Source organism: Janthinobacterium sp. FW305-129 (assembly GCF_020858115.1).
Lineage (GTDB): Bacteria > Pseudomonadota > Gammaproteobacteria > Burkholderiales > Burkholderiaceae_D > Janthinobacterium.
Window position 1 is genome coordinate 124,210 of the sequence record NZ_JACYMM010000002.1, and the last position, 16,264, is coordinate 140,473.

Annotated in this window: 17 protein-coding genes; 8 read left to right on the forward strand and 9 right to left on the reverse strand. The window is 63.8% G+C overall.

What is annotated here, in order from left to right:
• Window positions 1–88 precede the first annotated feature (88 nt).
• The 5 genes from IGS61_RS04115 to IGS61_RS04135 are packed head-to-tail and all read right to left on the reverse strand — an operon-like array spanning window position 89 to window position 5,636.
• Entirely contained in the window at window positions 89–1,129 is a 1,041-nt protein-coding gene (locus tag IGS61_RS04115; protein WP_230538450.1) for an ABC transporter ATP-binding protein, read from the reverse strand.
• A gap of 1 nt (window position 1,130) precedes the next feature.
• Complete coding sequence (locus IGS61_RS04120) at window positions 1,131–2,495, reverse strand: GH1 family beta-glucosidase (protein WP_230538451.1); 1,365 nt, start codon at window positions 2,493–2,495, stop codon at window positions 1,131–1,133.
• 41 nt (window positions 2,496–2,536) lie between these two features.
• Window positions 2,537–3,355: a carbohydrate ABC transporter permease gene (locus tag IGS61_RS04125; RefSeq protein WP_034751746.1), complete on the reverse strand. Its 819-nt coding sequence runs from the start codon at window positions 3,353–3,355 to the stop codon at window positions 2,537–2,539.
• Window positions 3,352–4,344 carry a carbohydrate ABC transporter permease gene (locus tag IGS61_RS04130; RefSeq protein ID WP_230538452.1) on the reverse strand — a complete coding sequence of 331 codons (993 nt, stop codon included), beginning with the start codon at window positions 4,342–4,344 and terminating at the stop codon, window positions 3,352–3,354. Before IGS61_RS04130 ends, IGS61_RS04125 begins: the two co-directional genes overlap by 4 nt.
• A gap of 8 nt (window positions 4,345–4,352) precedes the next feature.
• On the reverse strand, window positions 4,353–5,636 hold the full coding sequence (locus IGS61_RS04135; protein WP_230538453.1) for an extracellular solute-binding protein: 1,284 nt from the start codon (window positions 5,634–5,636) through the stop codon (window positions 4,353–4,355).
• A 393-nt stretch (window positions 5,637–6,029) separates the two neighbouring features.
• Between IGS61_RS04135 and IGS61_RS04140 the strand changes: the two genes are divergently transcribed.
• The 4 genes from IGS61_RS04140 to IGS61_RS04155 all read left to right on the forward strand — a co-directional run bounded on the left by IGS61_RS04140 (window position 6,030) and on the right by IGS61_RS04155 (window position 9,371).
• Entirely contained in the window at window positions 6,030–7,049 is a 1,020-nt protein-coding gene (locus IGS61_RS04140; RefSeq protein ID WP_230538454.1) for a LacI family DNA-binding transcriptional regulator, read from the forward strand.
• A gap of 184 nt (window positions 7,050–7,233) precedes the next feature.
• A complete protein-coding gene (locus IGS61_RS04145; protein ID WP_230538455.1) occupies window positions 7,234–7,812 on the forward strand; it encodes a superoxide dismutase in 579 nt (192 codons plus the stop codon).
• Window positions 7,813–8,056: 244 nt separating this feature from the next.
• A complete protein-coding gene (locus tag IGS61_RS04150) occupies window positions 8,057–8,416 on the forward strand; it encodes a lysozyme inhibitor LprI family protein (protein WP_230538456.1) in 360 nt (119 codons plus the stop codon).
• Window positions 8,417–8,495: 79 nt separating this feature from the next.
• Entirely contained in the window at window positions 8,496–9,371 is an 876-nt protein-coding gene (locus IGS61_RS04155) for a Kdo hydroxylase family protein (RefSeq protein ID WP_230538457.1), read from the forward strand.
• A 119-nt stretch (window positions 9,372–9,490) separates the two neighbouring features.
• Here IGS61_RS04155 and IGS61_RS04160 read toward each other — a convergent pair whose 3' ends face one another.
• Window positions 9,491–11,062, reverse strand: a complete 1,572-nt coding sequence (locus tag IGS61_RS04160) for a CYTH and CHAD domain-containing protein (protein WP_230538458.1) — start codon at window positions 11,060–11,062, stop codon at window positions 9,491–9,493.
• A 120-nt stretch (window positions 11,063–11,182) separates the two neighbouring features.
• Here IGS61_RS04160 and mgrA point away from each other — a divergent pair, with 120 nt between their 5' ends.
• Complete coding sequence (mgrA, locus tag IGS61_RS04165; RefSeq protein WP_230538459.1) at window positions 11,183–12,223, forward strand: L-glyceraldehyde 3-phosphate reductase; 1,041 nt, start codon at window positions 11,183–11,185, stop codon at window positions 12,221–12,223.
• Between the two features lie 5 nt (window positions 12,224–12,228).
• Here the strand turns inward: mgrA and IGS61_RS04170 are convergent, their stop codons facing one another.
• The 3 genes from IGS61_RS04170 to IGS61_RS04180 all read right to left on the reverse strand — a co-directional run bounded on the left by IGS61_RS04170 (window position 12,229) and on the right by IGS61_RS04180 (window position 13,533).
• Window positions 12,229–12,717 carry a DUF2244 domain-containing protein gene (locus IGS61_RS04170; RefSeq protein WP_230538460.1) on the reverse strand — a complete coding sequence of 163 codons (489 nt, stop codon included), beginning with the start codon at window positions 12,715–12,717 and terminating at the stop codon, window positions 12,229–12,231.
• Window positions 12,718–12,813: 96 nt separating this feature from the next.
• Entirely contained in the window at window positions 12,814–13,131 is a 318-nt protein-coding gene (locus tag IGS61_RS04175; protein ID WP_230538461.1) for a hypothetical protein, read from the reverse strand.
• A gap of 66 nt (window positions 13,132–13,197) precedes the next feature.
• Window positions 13,198–13,533, reverse strand: a complete 336-nt coding sequence (locus IGS61_RS04180; RefSeq protein WP_230538462.1) for a hypothetical protein — start codon at window positions 13,531–13,533, stop codon at window positions 13,198–13,200.
• 286 nt (window positions 13,534–13,819) lie between these two features.
• Between IGS61_RS04180 and IGS61_RS04185 the strand changes: the two genes are divergently transcribed.
• The 3 genes from IGS61_RS04185 (at window position 13,820) to IGS61_RS04195 (ending at window position 16,260) form a co-directional block, all read left to right on the forward strand.
• A complete protein-coding gene (locus tag IGS61_RS04185) occupies window positions 13,820–14,137 on the forward strand; it encodes a DUF4148 domain-containing protein (protein WP_230538463.1) in 318 nt (105 codons plus the stop codon).
• A gap of 130 nt (window positions 14,138–14,267) precedes the next feature.
• On the forward strand, window positions 14,268–15,680 hold the full coding sequence (locus tag IGS61_RS04190) for an efflux transporter outer membrane subunit (RefSeq protein ID WP_230538464.1): 1,413 nt from the start codon (window positions 14,268–14,270) through the stop codon (window positions 15,678–15,680).
• 73 nt (window positions 15,681–15,753) lie between these two features.
• Complete coding sequence (locus IGS61_RS04195) at window positions 15,754–16,260, forward strand: MarR family winged helix-turn-helix transcriptional regulator (protein ID WP_230538465.1); 507 nt, start codon at window positions 15,754–15,756, stop codon at window positions 16,258–16,260.
• Window positions 16,261–16,264: the final 4 nt, after the last annotated feature.

Genomic DNA, 16,264 nt, shown 5'->3' on the forward strand with positions numbered 1-16,264 from the left:
GCTGGTTGAATGATGATCACATAGCTCTTTGGCTACTGCTGCACATTTTTTGGGTGTCAATCTGAAGTCATGTCGCCTCCGTGCGGGGTCAATGGGTAGCCACGGCGCGCCCGGCCGTGTCGAACAGAAAGGCATGGCCCTCTTCCGGCGCGAAGCCGATGGCGCTGCCCTGCGCCAGAGCGTGGCGCGCCTCGCCGTGCAGCTTGATGGCCACCGCTTGTGAACTTCCCTTGAGCGTCGCGTGGATGATCTGCGCGTCGCCCAGCTGCTCGATCAGGGTGACGGTAGCGCCGTAGCCCTCGCTGCGCGGCACCAGGCGCAGGTGTTCGGGGCGTATGCCGACCAGCATGCCCGCCGCGCCGCCAAGCTGGCTGGCCAGCGCGGGGACGGCGGCGCACGGCAAAAAGTTCATGCGCAGGGCGCCGATGAAGCCGGCGACGAACTGGCTGGCCGGATGGCGGTACAGGGCCAAAGGCGCGCCCACCTGCTCCAGGTGGCCGCCGTGGAAAACGGCGACCCTGTCGCCCAGGGTCATGGCCTCGACCTGGTCGTGCGTGACGTAGATCATGGTCGTGCCCAGTTCCTGGTGCAGCTTGGCCAGTTCGATGCGCGTCTGCACGCGCAGCGAGGCGTCGAGATTGGACAGCGGCTCGTCAAACAGGAACACCTTGGGCTGGCGCACGATGGAGCGGCCGATGGCCACGCGCTGGCGTTCGCCGCCCGACAAGGCCTTGGGTTTGCGGTCGAGCAGGTGCGTGATCTGCAAAATCTCGGCCACCTTGCCGACTGCGGCGCGCACTTCGGCTTCCGGCTGGCCCGCCAATTTCAAGGCAAAGCCCATGTTGTCGCGCGCCGTCATGTGCGGATACAGGGCGTAGCTCTGGAACACCATGGCGATGCCCCGCTCGGCCGGCGCCACGTCGTTGGCCAGCAGCTCGCCGATGCGCAGCTGGCCCGCGCTGATGTCTTCCAGACCCGCGATCATGCGCAGCAGGGTCGACTTGCCGCAGCCGGACGGCCCGACGAAGACCATGAATTCGCCGTCATGGATATCGAGGTCCAGGCCCTTGACGATTTCCGGGCCGTCGCCGTAGGTCTTGCGGATGCCGCGCAGGGAAATGGCGGCCATCTCAGTGCTCCCCGGCCAGGACGGCCGCATCGGCATGTGCGGCGCGCTGCGCGGCGATGAAGTCGCGGTACCACAGGGCGCTGTCCTTGAAGCTGCGCTGCTGCGTGGCGTAATCGACGTACAGCATGCCGAAGCGCTTGACGTAGCCCGAGTTCCACTCGAAGTTGTCCATCAGGCTCCAGTAGAAATAACCGCGCACGTCGATGCCCTGCGCGATCACGGCGCGCAAGGCGTCCAGGTGCAGCCGCACGTATTCGATGCGCGGTTCGTCATGGATCTTGCCGCCGACGGGCTTGTCGGCCACGGCCATGCCGTTTTCCGTGATGTAGACGGGCGGCAGCCGGTATTCGCGGTGCAGGCCCACGAGCAGCTCCGTCAAGCCTTGCGGATAGGTTTCCCAGCCCATGTCGTTGACGCCGAGCTTGCATTCGGGCTTGCGCGGCGGCGTCTCGGCGCTCATGAAGGCGCGCGTGTAGTAGTTCACGCCGAGGAAATCGATGGGCTGTTTAATATCTATGAAATCGTTTTCAAAGATGGCCAAAGCGGAAGCGTCGGCGTGTTTCAGGGCCAGGGCCGGGTAGCGGCCCTTGAAGATGGCGTCCATATACCACTGCACCGAGCGCGCATATTCGAGTTCGGCCAGCTCCCGGTCCTGGGCGCTGTCGGTGGCCGGCGTGGCCGTCCATTGATTGAGCACGATGCCCAGTTTCGCCGGCGGATTGACGGCGCGCATGGCCTGCATGGCCAGACCATGCGACAGCAGCAGGTGGTGCGACACTTGCACGGCGGCGGCCGGATCGGCCATGCCGGGCGCGAACTGGCCCGTGCCGTGGCCCAGCACGGCCGTGCACCACGGCTCGTTATGGGTAGCGATGCTGGCGACCCTGTGGCCGAAGCGGCGCGCCACCTCGGCCGCGTAGGCGGCGAAGTGGTAGCAGGTGGCGCGGTTGAGCCAGCCGCCCTCGTCCTGCAACGCTTGCGGCAAGTCCCAGTGGTACAGGGTCAGGTGCGCATCGAGGCCTTTGGCTGCCAAGGCGTCGAGCAGGCGGGAGTAAAAATCGAAGCCGGCCTCGTTCCAGGCGCCGGAACCCGTGGGCTGGACGCGCGACCAGGACATGGAAAAACGGTAGGCGTTCACGCCCAGGCTGGCGATCAGCTCCACGTCCTCGGCATAGCGGTGATAGTGGTCGCAGGCCACGTCGCCATTGCTGCCGTCGATGATCTTGCCGTCCGTGTGGCTGAAGGTATCCCAGATGGACGGGCCGCGGCCATCGATGGCCGCGGCGCCCTCGATCTGGTAGGCGCTGGTGGCCACGCCCCAGGTGAAGGTGGCGGGAAAGTTGGTGTCAATGTCGTCGTTGTGCATGGTGGTGGTATCAGTGTGAGGGGTTGAAATAAGTGAGTGCATCAGCCTTTGACGGCGCCTTGCGTGAGGCCTTCTATGAGACGCTTCGAGGCGACAAAAAACATCAGCAGCAGCGGCAGCACGGCGATGGCGGCGCCCGTCATCAGCGCGCCCCACTCCGTGTTGTTCGGCGCCTGCATGCTGCGCAGGGCCAGCGGGATCGTGTAATTCTCGACCGAGCGCATGACGACCAGCGGTGTGATGAAATTGTTCCACGAGTTGATGAAGGTGATCAGGCCCAGGGTGCCCATGGCGGGACCGATCAGCGGCAGCACGACCCGCCAGTAGATGGCGAATTCGCCGCAGCCGTCGATGCGCGCCGCCTCGATCAAATCCTTCGGAATCGCCGTGCCGATGTACTGGCGCATCAGGAAAATTCCCAGCGCGCCGGCCGCTCCCGGCACGTACAGGGCGCGCGGCTGGTCCAGCCAGCCGAGGAAATCCATCAGCATGAAGGTGGGGATCATGTTCATGAAGGACGGGATGATCATCGACGCCATCACCAGGGTGAACAGGGGCCGCTTGAAGCGGAATTCGTACATGGCGAACGCATAGCCGCCCAGCGAGCAAAAGAACAACGTCAGCGCAGTGGTCATCAGGGCCACGTACAGGCTGATGCCGATATTGCGCCAGAACGGCAGGCGCTCCTGCAGCAGTTCCAGGTTGTTCAGCAGGGCCGTGCCGAACCAGCGCGGCGGTGGCAGGCTGTAGATCTCGGCGCTCGTGTGCGTGGCGAAGACGAACATGAAGTAGAACGGCGCGACCATGATCAGGGCGCCGATGGCCACCATGGCGTAGGCCGTCCAGCGGGTAGTCTTCATTTGGCCTCCTTGGCTTCTCGGCGTTCGTTGCGGCTGAAAATGCGGTTGTTCACCCAGGTGGTGCTGGCGATGATCAAAAACAGCAGCCAGGAAATGGCCGACGCCGTGCCGAAATCGCCCGAGGAAAACGCCGTCTTGTAGACGAAGATGGCCGTCGTCATCACGGACTGGCTCACGCCGCTCGATTCGGCCACCAGCACGAACGGTTCCTCGAACAGCTGCAGGTTGCCCATGATGGTGAGGGTCACGGCCAGGTAGATCATGGGGCGCAGCTGCGGCAGGGTGATGTACCAGAATTGCTGGCGTTTCGAGGCGCCGTCGATAGTGGCCGCTTCATATAAATCCTTCGGTATCACCTGCAGCGCGGACAGGTACAGCACCAGGTTCCAGCCCAGGTAGCGCCAGAAAATGACGAAGGCGACGGCCGGCTTGATGAACAGCGAGCTGCCCAGCCAGTCGATCGACTCTGACGGAAACAGCCCGCCCACCAGCGGCAGGCTGGCGCACCACTGGAGCAGCACATTGATCTGGCCATAGTCGCGCGAAAACAGGGTGTTGAAGACCATGGCGATGGCTACGCTGGAGGTGATGAACGGTAAAAAGTAAATGCCGATCACCAGGTTGCGCGAGCGCTTGAAGCTGTTGTGGATGAACGCTGCCAGCGGAATGGCCACCAGGTGCTGCGGCACGCCCGAGGCCAGCGCCAGCCAGACGGTATTGCCCAGCGAGCGCAAAAACCACGGGTCGCTCAAGGCATACTTGTAGTTGTCCAGGCCCACCCACTGCATGGCTTCCACGCCGCTGGCCGCTTCCCACTGGTTGAACGACAAATAGATGGAAAACAGCAGCGGGAACAGGCTGAAGACGGCGAACAGGATGAAGAAGGGGCTGATGAAGATATACGGCGCCCATTTTTTCATGTTGAAGCGTTTTTTGGCAGGCCGCGCCGGGATGGATCCGGTTTCGGCGCATTGCATGGTCGTATTCATGCCGCTTCCTAGCGCCGCGCGCGGTGGGTGATCAGGGCCTTGGCGTCGGCCAGCGCCGTCTTGATATCCTTGTTCTGCGCCAGCACGCTTTCCAGTTCCATGTTGACGATGTCGCGCGCCACGGCGTCGAACTTGTCGACGCGGATGATGGGAATCTTCGCCGCCGTGTCGCGCGCCAGCAGGCGCGTCTTCTGGCCGCCGAAATACGCTTGCGGCTCGCCCATCATCGGGTCCGCATACGCCGCCGTCAATGCAGGGAAGGCGCCGATCTCTTTCAGGGAGTGCAGCTGGATATCCTTGTTGACGGTCATGAACTTGATGAATTCCCAGGCCTGGGTTTTATTCGCCGCCTTTTTCGGGATGCCGTAAAAGGAGCCGCCATACGACGCCAGCGCGCCGGCCGGCAGGTTCGCCGCGCACCACTGGCCTTTGGAATCGGGCGCCAGCCACTTGGCCAGGTGGCCGCTGAGCCACGACCCCATCATCTGGCTGGCCACCTTGTCGCGTTTAAAACCTTCGGCCCATTCGCCCGTCCATGCCACGGTGCGCGCATCGATGCCGGCCACCCGCGCCGCCCTGGCCAGCTCGAACGCTTTCACGAAACGGGGCGAGTCGACCAGCACCTGCCCCTTGTCGCCAAAGTAAATGCCTTCGCCATCTTTCAGATTGGCGCGGATATAAATGTCGGCCAGGTCGCTGGCGCCGGCCAGCAGATAGGTGCCCGTGGCGGCCTTGAGCTTCTTGCCGGCGGCGATGTACGATTCCCACGAAGCCGTCAAATCGCTTTCCTTGATGCCCGCCTTGTCCATCAAGTCCTTGCGGTAGAACAAAGTGCCCGGCCCCAGGTCGGCCGGCATGGCGCCCAGGGTGCCGCGCGAACTGGTCGCCTGCACGAAGGTGAAGGGCACGAACTGGGCGCGGTACTGCCCTGCCCCGTATGGCGCTTGCAACAGGTCTTCCATGCCCTTCGATTCGGCGAAGCTGCCGACATAGCGGAAGTCGATGGCCATCACGTCGGGCAGGCGCGCGCCAGCCGCCAGCGCCGTCGTCATCGAGTTGTGGTGGTCGTCGATCTGCAGGCTGACCAGCTTGACCTTCACTTGCGGATACAGTTTTTCCCACAGGGGCAAGGCCGTCTTGACGGCGCGGTCCAGGTCGGGGAAGGAGGCGACGGTGATCGTGGCGGGGGCCAGGGCAGGCAACGGTGCGGCAGGCGGGGCGGCTGCGGCGGCCACGCCACAGGCCAGGGTCAGCGCGGCCAGGGGGGCGGCGCCAAGGATGCTTGACTTCATTATTTCATCTCCGTTTTATTGAGCGTCTTCTATCTTGAAAACGTTTTCACAACATGCGTCCATTTAACACCGCAAAGAAAATCAAGTCAACCGAAAAAGTTGTCATTTTTATCGAGGGCGGCGTGGCAAGACGGCCGCCGTGGCGCGTGTTCTCCTATGAGAAAGCACAAAAATTCGTCATTTGAGCCGCCGTTGTTTTTTGTGAAAACGTTTTCATAATTGGATCGGGATAGCGCGCCAACGCGTAACCCGACGTGCACGGCCAACAATATGTCGGGCTACGCCCGCAGGGCTAACCCGACCTACGGCCCACCGTGGGCATTTATGGTAACCTTTCAATGAAAAGGTTTTCAGAACACTGACGACCAGCCATCTTGATACCCAGGAACCGCCTTGAACGATAGCGACCACGCCGCCTCTCCCTCCACCCTGCTCGACGTGGCCCGCCAGGCAGGCGTGTCGCCCAGCACCGTTTCGCGCATCCTGAACGGCACGGCCAGGGTGTCTGACGACAAGCGCGACGCCGTGCTGGCGGCGATTGCGCACATGAAATTCGCGCCGAACCAGATGGCGCAGGGGCTGAAAAAGGGCCGCTCGATGACCATCGGCATCGTGGTGCAGGATATTTCCAGCCCCTTCTTCGACGAAAGCCTGCGCGGCGTGGACGATGGCTTGAAAGACACGGGCTACGCGTCCGTCATCGTCAGCGGGCACTGGAATGCGCAGGAAGAAGCGGATCGCATCCGCCTGCTGCTGGCGCGAAAGGTGGACGGCATCATCCTGCTGTCGGGGCGCATCTCGGACGAGAGCGTGCTTGATTTCTCGCAGCAGCGACCCATCGTCTCGACGGGCCGCCTGCTGGCGACCAAAAGCGCCATCGGCTTCAAGCTCGACAACGAATACGGCGCCTACCTGGCCGTGCGCCACTTGATCGAACTGGGCCACCGGCGCATCGCCTTCGTGGCCGGGCCCGCCAACAACACGGATGCGGCCGAGCGCCTGACGGGCTACCAGCGCGCGCTGCGCGAAGCGGACATCGCCATCGACCCGAAGCTGATGGCGGAAGGCGATTTCCACGAGGCAAGCGGGATGCTGGCCATGAACCACTTGTTTGATACGCAGCAGCAGTTCAGCGCCGTCTTCGCCGCCAACGACTTGTCCGCCTATGGCGTGCGCCTGTGTTTGTACCGCAAGGGCATCCGCGTGCCCGACGACATCTCGCTCGTCGGTTTCGATGACTTGCCCGGCTCGTCCTACACGACGCCGCCGCTGACGACCATCCACCAGCCCCTGTACGACATCGGCCGCATCGCCACGGAAGCGCTGCTGGGGCTGATCAATGGCGAGGCCGTGCAGGCGGCGATACCTCCTCTGGAACTGATCGTCAGGGAAACTACCCGACGTGTTCGCTAGGTCTGGCGCTGAACGAGAATCACTACGCCAGCAGCATCCGCAACGCGTGCGGGAATCTGCAGCAATGACGCATCCGCTTTACAATAGTGGCTCGTTCAGCAAGAATGCTTGGTTCAAGCACGCAAGGCTCAACCCTCCGGCCCGGGCCGGAAGACTCCGAACACTCACCATAAAGGGACATCACATGGAACATACTCTGCCACCACTGCCGTATGAAATGGACGCTCTGGCGCCGCATATTTCGAAAGAAACCCTGGAATACCACTATGCCAAGCATCACCAGGCGTATGTCACCAACTTGAACAACCTGATCAAGGGCACCGAGTTCGAAAACCTGTCGCTGGAAGAAATCATCAAGAAATCGTCGGGCGGCATTTTCAACAACGCGGCACAAGTATGGAACCACACCTTCTACTGGAACGGCATGAAGCCGGCCGGCGGCGGCGCGCCTACCGGTGCCGTGGCTGACGCGATCAACGCCAAATGGTCGTCGTTCGCCAAGTTCAAGGAAGAATTCACCAAGTCGTGCGTGGGCAACTTCGGTTCGGGCTGGACCTGGCTGGTGCAAAAAGCCGACGGCTCCGTCGACATCGTCAACACCTCGAACGCCGGCTGCCCGCTGACCACCGGCGACAAGCCGCTGCTGACCTGCGACGTCTGGGAACACGCCTACTACATCGACTACCGCAACCTGCGCGCCAAGTATGTGGAAACGTTCTGGGGCCTGGTCAACTGGGATTTCGTTGCCAAGAACTTCGCGTAAGCGGTTCCTGACAACGTAAAACGGACGCGCCCGCGGTATTCGCCGCTGCGGCGCACCAAAAGAAGCCTGTGCTTGCGAGCGCGGGCTTTTTTTATGTCCACGCAGAAAGTAGATGCGGGCGGCACACACTGGTCAAGCGAACAAGATCAGCATGCGCGATGTTATAAGATACGCAAGCGCACGCCCGTGCTTGCCGGCCAGCCTCGCCGCCATCCCTTGCTGAAAGAAAACAATGAAAAAATTCATGCTTGCCCTGCTCGTGTTTGCCTCCGGTTCCGCCTTCGCCAACTCCGCCTGCGACACGCCGCGCAACGACTTCGACGGCCTGTATTGCCTCAACAAGGTGTACCAGGAAGCGGACAAGGAACTCAACGCCAACTACAAGAAACTGAGCGCCCAGCTCGATGCCGCCGGCAAGCAGAAGCTGAAATCGGGCCAACTGGCGTGGATCAGCAACCGCAACCAAAATTGCTCCAAACGCGAATCGTCGGGCTTTTATGTGAACCTCGATTGCGCCACCCAGACCACCATCGAACGCGCGCAATTCCTGCAAGACCGCGTGCGCGAATGCGTGAGCGCCGGCTGCCAGAACAGCAAACTATGATGTAACACTGCGCCAGCGCAAACGGGAGCGGGCGGCAAGCGCATAAACTGGCGGCTCCGACCTCTTCCCCGTTTGCGCCATGAGCAAGCTCGTCGACATTTCCCTGTCCCGGTGGGACGCCAGCGGCAGCGCCGCGCAGCAAGCGGCGGCGCTGCAGGCGCTCGAAGACGGGCAAGTCGTGCTGCTGCCCCGCCTGGGTTTCCCCCTGCAACAGGAAGAGCATGCCCTGCTGAACGGCGCTGTGGGTAGCGCCAGCAGCGCCAAGAACATCAGCTGGGAACCGGCGCGCGGCGTGCGGGGCCAGGGCGATGCCTGCGATGCGGCCCTGCTGGCCGCGCTGATGCGGCGCTATGCGCTGCACACGCAGCACTTGCTGGCCGGCTTGCTGCCCGGCTATGTTCCCCACCTACAGCAAGGCAAGGGCAGCTTTCGCCCCGTGGAAATCGCCGGGCGCATCACCTCCTGGCGCAAGGACGATACGCGCCTGCACATCGACAGCTTTCCCTCCTCGCCCACGCAAGGCCGGCGCATCCTGCGCGTCTTCACCAACATCCATCCGCGCGATGCGCCCCGCGTGTGGAAACTGGGCGCGCCATTCGAACAGGTGGCGCAGCATTTTTTACCCCTTGCAAAGCGTCCGCAACCCGTGCTGGCGGCGCTGCTGCAATGGCTGCACGTCACCAAGTCGCGGCGCACACCCTACGATCACTACATGCTGCAGCTGCACGACGCCATGAAGGCCGATCTCGCTTACCAGGCGCAGGTGGAGCAGCACACGCATGCGTTCGCGCCGGGCCAGACGTGGATCGTCTTCAGCGACGCCGTATCGCACGCGGCCCTGCGGGGACAGCATGCGCTGGAGCAAACCTGGCTGCTGCCCGTGCGCGCCATGGCTGCGCCCGACAAGTCGCCGCTGGCCATCCTCGAACGCCAGTTGCAGCGGCCGCTGGCCTAGCCTGCGCTGGACTGGACTGATTAGGTCTGGCCTGATTGGGTCCGGCCTGATGGGATCCGGCCTGATGGGGTCCGGCCTGATGGGGTCTGGCCCGGTCTCACACCCCGATCAAACCGGATTCAGGCCGGCAAACGGGCCGCCTTGAAGCGCCGCCATGCCTTGTGCATGCGGCCATCGGCACCTTGCGCTTGCGCGCGCGCCGCCAGGTAGCCGCGCACAAAGGCCGCGTGCAGCCGCAATCCGTCCTGGGCGGACTGGTCAGTCTGACCAGCCTGAACTTCGGGCAATTGCTGCAGCAGCCGGTCGGCCACCTGCACATCGTTGAGCCAGCCCAATTCATCCTGCAGCGCCGACAGCCGCCCCACATACGGCTTCACAGCCCGGCCCGCAAACAGCGAGGCAAAGAATTCCGTCGCATACCGCGTCTTCTTGGCCGCGATGCGCACTTGGTGGCGCTGCTGCGGCGTGGCATGCAGCAGGCGCTTGCCGCGCTTCATCAGGCGGCGCTGGTCCTTGCGCAGGGTGGCGCGGGCAAACGGCGACACGCGCGCGTCCAGGCGCCGCAATTGGCGCATGGAGCAACCGTCGCGCCATGCGCGCGCCTGCAGCCAGCGCTGCACGCCCAGCATGCAAGCCGTATAGCGTGCCGAAGTGACGGCCTGGGCCGCTTGTTGGTGCTTGAGCCGCGCCTGCGCGTGCGCCGCCTGTGCCAGCGCGGCCGCATCGGCCTGCGCCTCGCCATCGAGCTGCGCCAGGGTGTTACCAGCCAACACATCCCAGTCGCGCGCCTCGCCCAGCGCGCCGCCCAGCCAGTCGAGTTCCCCCTTCAAGGCGTCAGGCAGCACCAGCAGGGACTTGAACATGCCCAGCGCCGAGCGCAAACGGCGCAGTCCCACGCGCATCTGGTGCACGCTTTCCACGTCTTCGCCCGCCGCCACGCCATCCTGGTTGCCGCTGACTTGCTCCAGGCAATTGCCGGCGATGGCCAGGAACACTTGCTCCACCGACATCGCCGCATCCAGCGCCAGCGGCTGCGCCTTGACCGCCTGCAGAGGCTGCGGCACCGCGAGACGGTAACCGCGTTCCGCCTTGCTCATGTGGCCCAGCTGCAGCGGTACGTCCTGCAGCAGCGCCAGCGCCACGTCGAACAGGCTGGAAGCTTGCCCCTGCTTCAATTCCAGTTCGACCTCGCTGACGGGCACGCTGCGCGCGGCCCCGTCCGTGCCGCTGTCAATGACGCCCTGGTCCAGCACGCATTCGATCTGATCGCCCTGCGGCGTGCGCAACTGCCAGACGGTGCGCTCGATGCGCGTGGTAAACACGGGCTGCAAGCCGTCGCGGACAGCGTCCTGGCGCAGCAGCGCGCGGACGGGTTGCTTGCGGCCGATGGCCGACTCGAGCGCGGCGAGATCCGGCTGCGGCCCCGGCACGTCGCCTTCCCATTCGTGGCGGCTGTGCAAGCCGCCATTGACCGTGCCGCCCGCCTTCAGGGTTTGCACCCAGTGTCCGTCCACCTGGCGCACGCGCAAGCCCGCGTGGTGGCGGCACAGCTGCAAATCGGGCGTATCGACATAGATATCGTGCATCTGCAGCACCTGCGGCGCACCTTGCGCAGTCTGCGCCAGCAGCGGGTGGGCGCGCAGGCGGGGCGCGTCTTGGGGCGCCAGCAGCAATTTCAATTCGATTTCCATGACCGCTCCTTGCGAGATTCCTGAACGCCCATTGTAAGGCGCGTCCCGCCGCGCGCAAGGCGCACGCACGCAGACCTTGATTTTGCGCCAAAATAGGCGATTCATTTACAAGGAGATGCCATGACCTACCACGCCGCCGAGAACCGCTACGACAGCATGCCATACCGTACGTGCGGGCGCAGCGGACTGAAACTGCCGCTGCTGTCCCTGGGGCTGTGGCACAACTTTGGCGACAGCAACAATCTGGCTTCGCAGCGCGACATGCTGCGCACGGCCTTCGACCTGGGCATCACGCATTTCGACCTGGCCAACAACTACGGCCCGCCGTATGGCAGCGCGGAAAGCAATTTCGGCAAGCTGCTGCGCGACGATTTTTTACCCTACCGCGATGAACTGATCATTTCCACCAAGGCGGGCTGGGACATGTGGCCAGGCCCGTATGGCCAGGGCGGCGGTTCGCGCAAATACGTGCTGGCCAGCCTGGACCAGAGCTTGCGGCGCCTGGGCCTCGATTACGTCGACATCTTTTACTCGCATCGCTACGACGCCGACACGCCGCTGGAAGAAACCATGGGCGCACTGGCCACTGCCGTGCAGCAGGGCAAGGCGCTGTACGTGGGCCTGTCCTCGTATTCGCCGCAAAAGACGGCCGAGGCGGCCGCCCTGCTGAAAGAATGGAAAGTGCCGTGCCTGATCCACCAGCCCGCCTACAATATGCTCAACCGCTGGATCGAGGAAGACGGCTTGCTCGATACCTTGCAGCAAGAAGGCATGGGTTGCATCACGTTTACGGCGCTGGCGCAGGGTCTGCTGAGCGACAAATACCTCGATGGCGTGCCGCAGGATGCGCGCGTCAACCGCCCCGGCGGCGGCTCGCTGCTGCAAAAACACCTGAGCGCGGAAAACCTGGCCCGCGTGCGCGCGCTGAACCAGATCGCCGCGCAGCGGGGCCAGACCCTGGCGCAGATGGCGCTGGCCTGGGTGCTGCGCGATGCGCGCGTCACCTCGACCCTGATCGGCGCGAGCAGCAGCGCGCAAATCCGCGAAAACGTGGCCGCGCTGCAGCAGTTGTCGTTCACGGCCGACGAGCTGGCCGCCATCGACGTGCAGGCGCGCGAAGGCCATATCAACCTGTGGGAAGGCCCGTCGCGGGCCGTGTAAGGCGTTCACGGTGGCGCTGGCGGCGAGATGGGTGGTGGCAGCAGGGCCAGCAGTTCCTGCGCCACCTGCCGGCGCCGTTCGGGCGTAGCGAACACGCCCACGTCCACGTGCGCGCCGCCAGCGCCGCTATCCTTGATCTGTATCAACTGGCGCGGCCACTGCGGCACGGCGATGCGCGTGCGCCACGGATAAAAATGGTGGCGCCGGCAGTGGCCGGCGCTGACCTGTTCGATGATCAGCTCGCCGTCGCGCAGGGCGATGTGCTCATAGTCGCGCGCATGGCGCAGGTAATGCAGCAAGGCAAGGGCCACCAGGCCCAGTTCGGCGAACGAAAAGACGGGAATGTACCAGAGGCCGCGCAGCGCGAAGGCGGCGGCAATCGTCAGGGAAAACAGGCAAAGCAAGCCATAGGCGCGCAATAACTGGCGCGCCGTCAAGGCACTGTGGCGCGCCAGCAGCCATTGCGGCTGCTCGCGCGAGTGATCGCGTGGCATGACGCCTCCCGCACTATCGCTCCATCACCCTATCACCGTGGCGGCCTTCGCCGCCGCCAGATTCCGCCAGGCCGTTCAGACCAGCTTGCGCCAGGGTCAGGCGCCCATGCGCACCAGCGCGTGGCCCACGTGCTGCCACCAGTGATCGCGCGACTTGACCTGCTTCAGGCAAGACGTGTCGATTTCCGAGGGAAACACGCGATCCTGGCACGCCTTCGTTTCCAGGGCATAGCGCTGGTTTTCCGCTGCCGCCAGGGCCACGACCAGCCAGAACGCCAGCGCCAGCAACATCACCAGCAAACTCCAGGCCAGGTGATTGGTGTTACTTTTTTCGCCAAAAAACTCGCGCGGCCGCATCTCGCGGTACATCGACATCAAGTCTTTTTCTTTCTCTTCCGACATCTGCGTTTGCATCCTCTGACATCCTATCCTGTGCCGGCCGGCTGGCCATGGCGGCGCGCACGCCGCCTTGCCTGTATTTTACGCTGATGGCGCAGGAGGGACAGTAATTCGTGGGGGCAATTTCCCCTCGCCCTCCTCTGCCGGCGGCACGGGCGCCAGGCTTTCCACATGGTCGACGTCGATGTCGCCGCCATCGGGCGCCGTGTTGTGGGGTTCCACGCCGGCCCGCTCGCCCGTACCGGCCGCATCGCTGTCGTTATCGAGCTCCTCCGCATCCTGGCCGGGCACGCCCTGCATGTCGCTGCCGCTGTCGGAACTGTCGCTGGGACCGAGCGCGCCCTTGCCATGGCCGCTGCCCAGCACGCGGTCGGAAGTGACGGGTAAATTGTCCGGGTCGAGTGAACTGCTGCTCATGGCCGACTCCCGTTAATCAAAAAACCAGCTTACTCCCCTGGCGCGGCCAGCGGCGCACGCCTGCACGGCATCCTCCCCAGGGGAAATGCGGCATCGCACAAATATTTTCAGAAATTACTTCACAAATGTACTATTCATTGCTATAGTTAATTCAAGTAAGCATCTTCTCATCCAGAAACTGCTTCATCGGCGGCACGGCGCCCACCAGCGCCCTGCCGACGAACCGACCGGTACGTGGCGATCCGGCCCATCCACCCAGCCATCATGCACATTTTGGAGTCTTATCATGCAAGCCAAATCACTCATCGCAGCATTGTTCGCCATCACCACCGCCGCTTCGGCTTTTGCCCAGAGCGCCGCGCCTGCCGCTACCAGCCAGCAACTCACGCGCGCTGACGTCACGGCCGAATACATCCGTGCCCGCAACGCCGGCGAAATCGCCACCAGCGAAGTCGACTATCCGAAAACGCCGGCCACCGCCGCCAGCAAGGTGACGCGCGAAGAAGTCATGGCCGAGTTCTACGCCGCCCGCAAGGCTGGCCTGATCCCGCAAACGGAAGCGGACTTTGATGTCGCGCAAACGACAAAACACGTCGTGAAATAAGAAACCAGTCAGCCGGTTTCAGTCAGTCAGTAACACACCTCAGTTGCGGCGCAGCACTCGGGCCACTCCCGAAGCTCACCGCGGCGAGCTGTCAGCAGCACCCCCAACATATCTCTCCCGGAGTCCCTGCATGTCCCTGCACCGCCGTTTGCTTGCCGCCAGCCTGATCCTTGCCTTGAGCGCTTGCGCCGACATGGGCCATATCGCGCCGCAATCGGCCATGCTCGATGCCAACAAGCTGAAAGCGAGCCAGGCCATGGATGCCGCCGCCAGTGCCGCCATACAATGGCCGCGCACGCAATGGTGGCAAGACTTGCACGATCCCCAATTGAACCGTTTGATGGATCAGGCGCTGGCCGACAGCCCCACCCTGCGCGGCGCCCAGGCGCGCGTGCGCCAGGCCGAAGCGCTGGCCGGCGCGGCGGAAGACAAGACGCGCCCGCAGGCGGACGCGAACGTCTCCATCAACCGCGAACTGTATTCGCAGCACGGCAGCACGCCGGCCCCGCTGGCCGGCAACTACGCCTGGCGCAACCAGGCCACCGTCACGGCCTCGTACGACCTGGACCTGTGGGGCCGCAACCGCGCCGCCCTGTCCGCCGCCCTGGGCGACGTGCAGATGGCGTCGGCCGAATCGCAGATGGCCCGCCTGGCCCTGGAAACGGCGCTGGTGCGCACCTACATCCAGCTGTCGTATGAATTCCAGCTGCAGGATGTGATCGAACGCAGCCTGGCGCAGCGCGCCCGCATCCTCGACATCACGCGCCAGCGCAAGGCGGCCGGCATCGGCACGGACATTGACGTGGCGCAAATCGAAACCACCTTGCCCGCGGGACGCCGCCAGCTGGAGCAGTCGGCCGAGTCGCTGGCCCTGCTGCGCAACCAGTTGGCCGCGCTGGCCGGCAAGGGTCCGGCCGCCGGTGCCGCGCTCACGCGCCCCGTGCTGCGCCTGGACCAGCCGCTGGCCATTCCCGCCGCCCTGCCCGCCGACCTGATCGGCCGCCGCCCCGACATCGCCGCCCAGCGCTGGAGAGTGGAAGCGGCGGCGCAGCGCATCGATGCCGCCAAGGCCGAGTTTTATCCGAACGTCAACCTGGTGGCCTTTGCCGGCTTCCAGGCCTTCGGCTTCAGCCATTTTCTCGACGCGAACTCGGACATCCGCGGCATCTCGCCCGCGCTGAGCCTGCCCATCTTTGCGGGCGCCCGTTTGCGCGCGCAGCTGGGCAGCCAGACGGCCGTGTACGACGGCGCCGTGGAGCAATACAACGCCACCGTCATCAATGCCATGTCGGACGTGGCCAATGCCGTTACCCGCGCACAATCGCTGGCAAAGCAGCACCAGCTGACCGTGCAGGCGCTGGCCACGGCGCAGCGCGCGCGCGACCTGGCGGAAAAGGCGTACAAGGCGGGCATGAGCGACGCCATCGCCATGCTCAACACGCAAGTGGCGCTGCTGGCGGAAGAACAGCAGCAGGCGCAAAATGGGGCGCGCGAACTCGATCTGTACGTTTCCTTGATGAATGCATTGGGAGGCGGGATCTAAGCTTGCAATCCTGGCATTGCCCTAGCCCAACAAGATACAATCGGAGCTTTATTGATACATGAAGGAATATGACATGACCGCTTTTGACGCCACCTCCAAGCGGCTGCAAAACATCCGCACGCGCATGCCAGGCTTCCCCATGGAACTGATGCGCCTGCTGCGCATGACGTACCACATCCAAAAAGGCATGAAGGACCTGACCAATGCCGCGCTGAAAAAGCACGACCTGGTCGATGCCAGCTACATGGTGCTGGCCGTGCTGTACGGCACGGAAGACGAAACCTCGAACGCCTGCACCTTGGGCATGGCCTGTCACGAAAAGCCGGCCAACCTGACGCGCGTGTGCAATGACCTGGAAACGCGCGGCCTGATCCACCGCGGCACGCGCCCCGGCGACCGCCGCTCGGTGATGATCTCGCTGACCGACAAGGGCCGCGCCCTGATCGAAACGGCGCTGCCCGACGTGTACCAGGAAACCTCGGCCCTGTATGAGGGTTTTACTGAAGAAGAGCTGCAAGTGCTCGACAAGCTGTACGTGCGCCAGTTGCGCAACCTCAACAATCTCAACAACCAGAACTGATAGC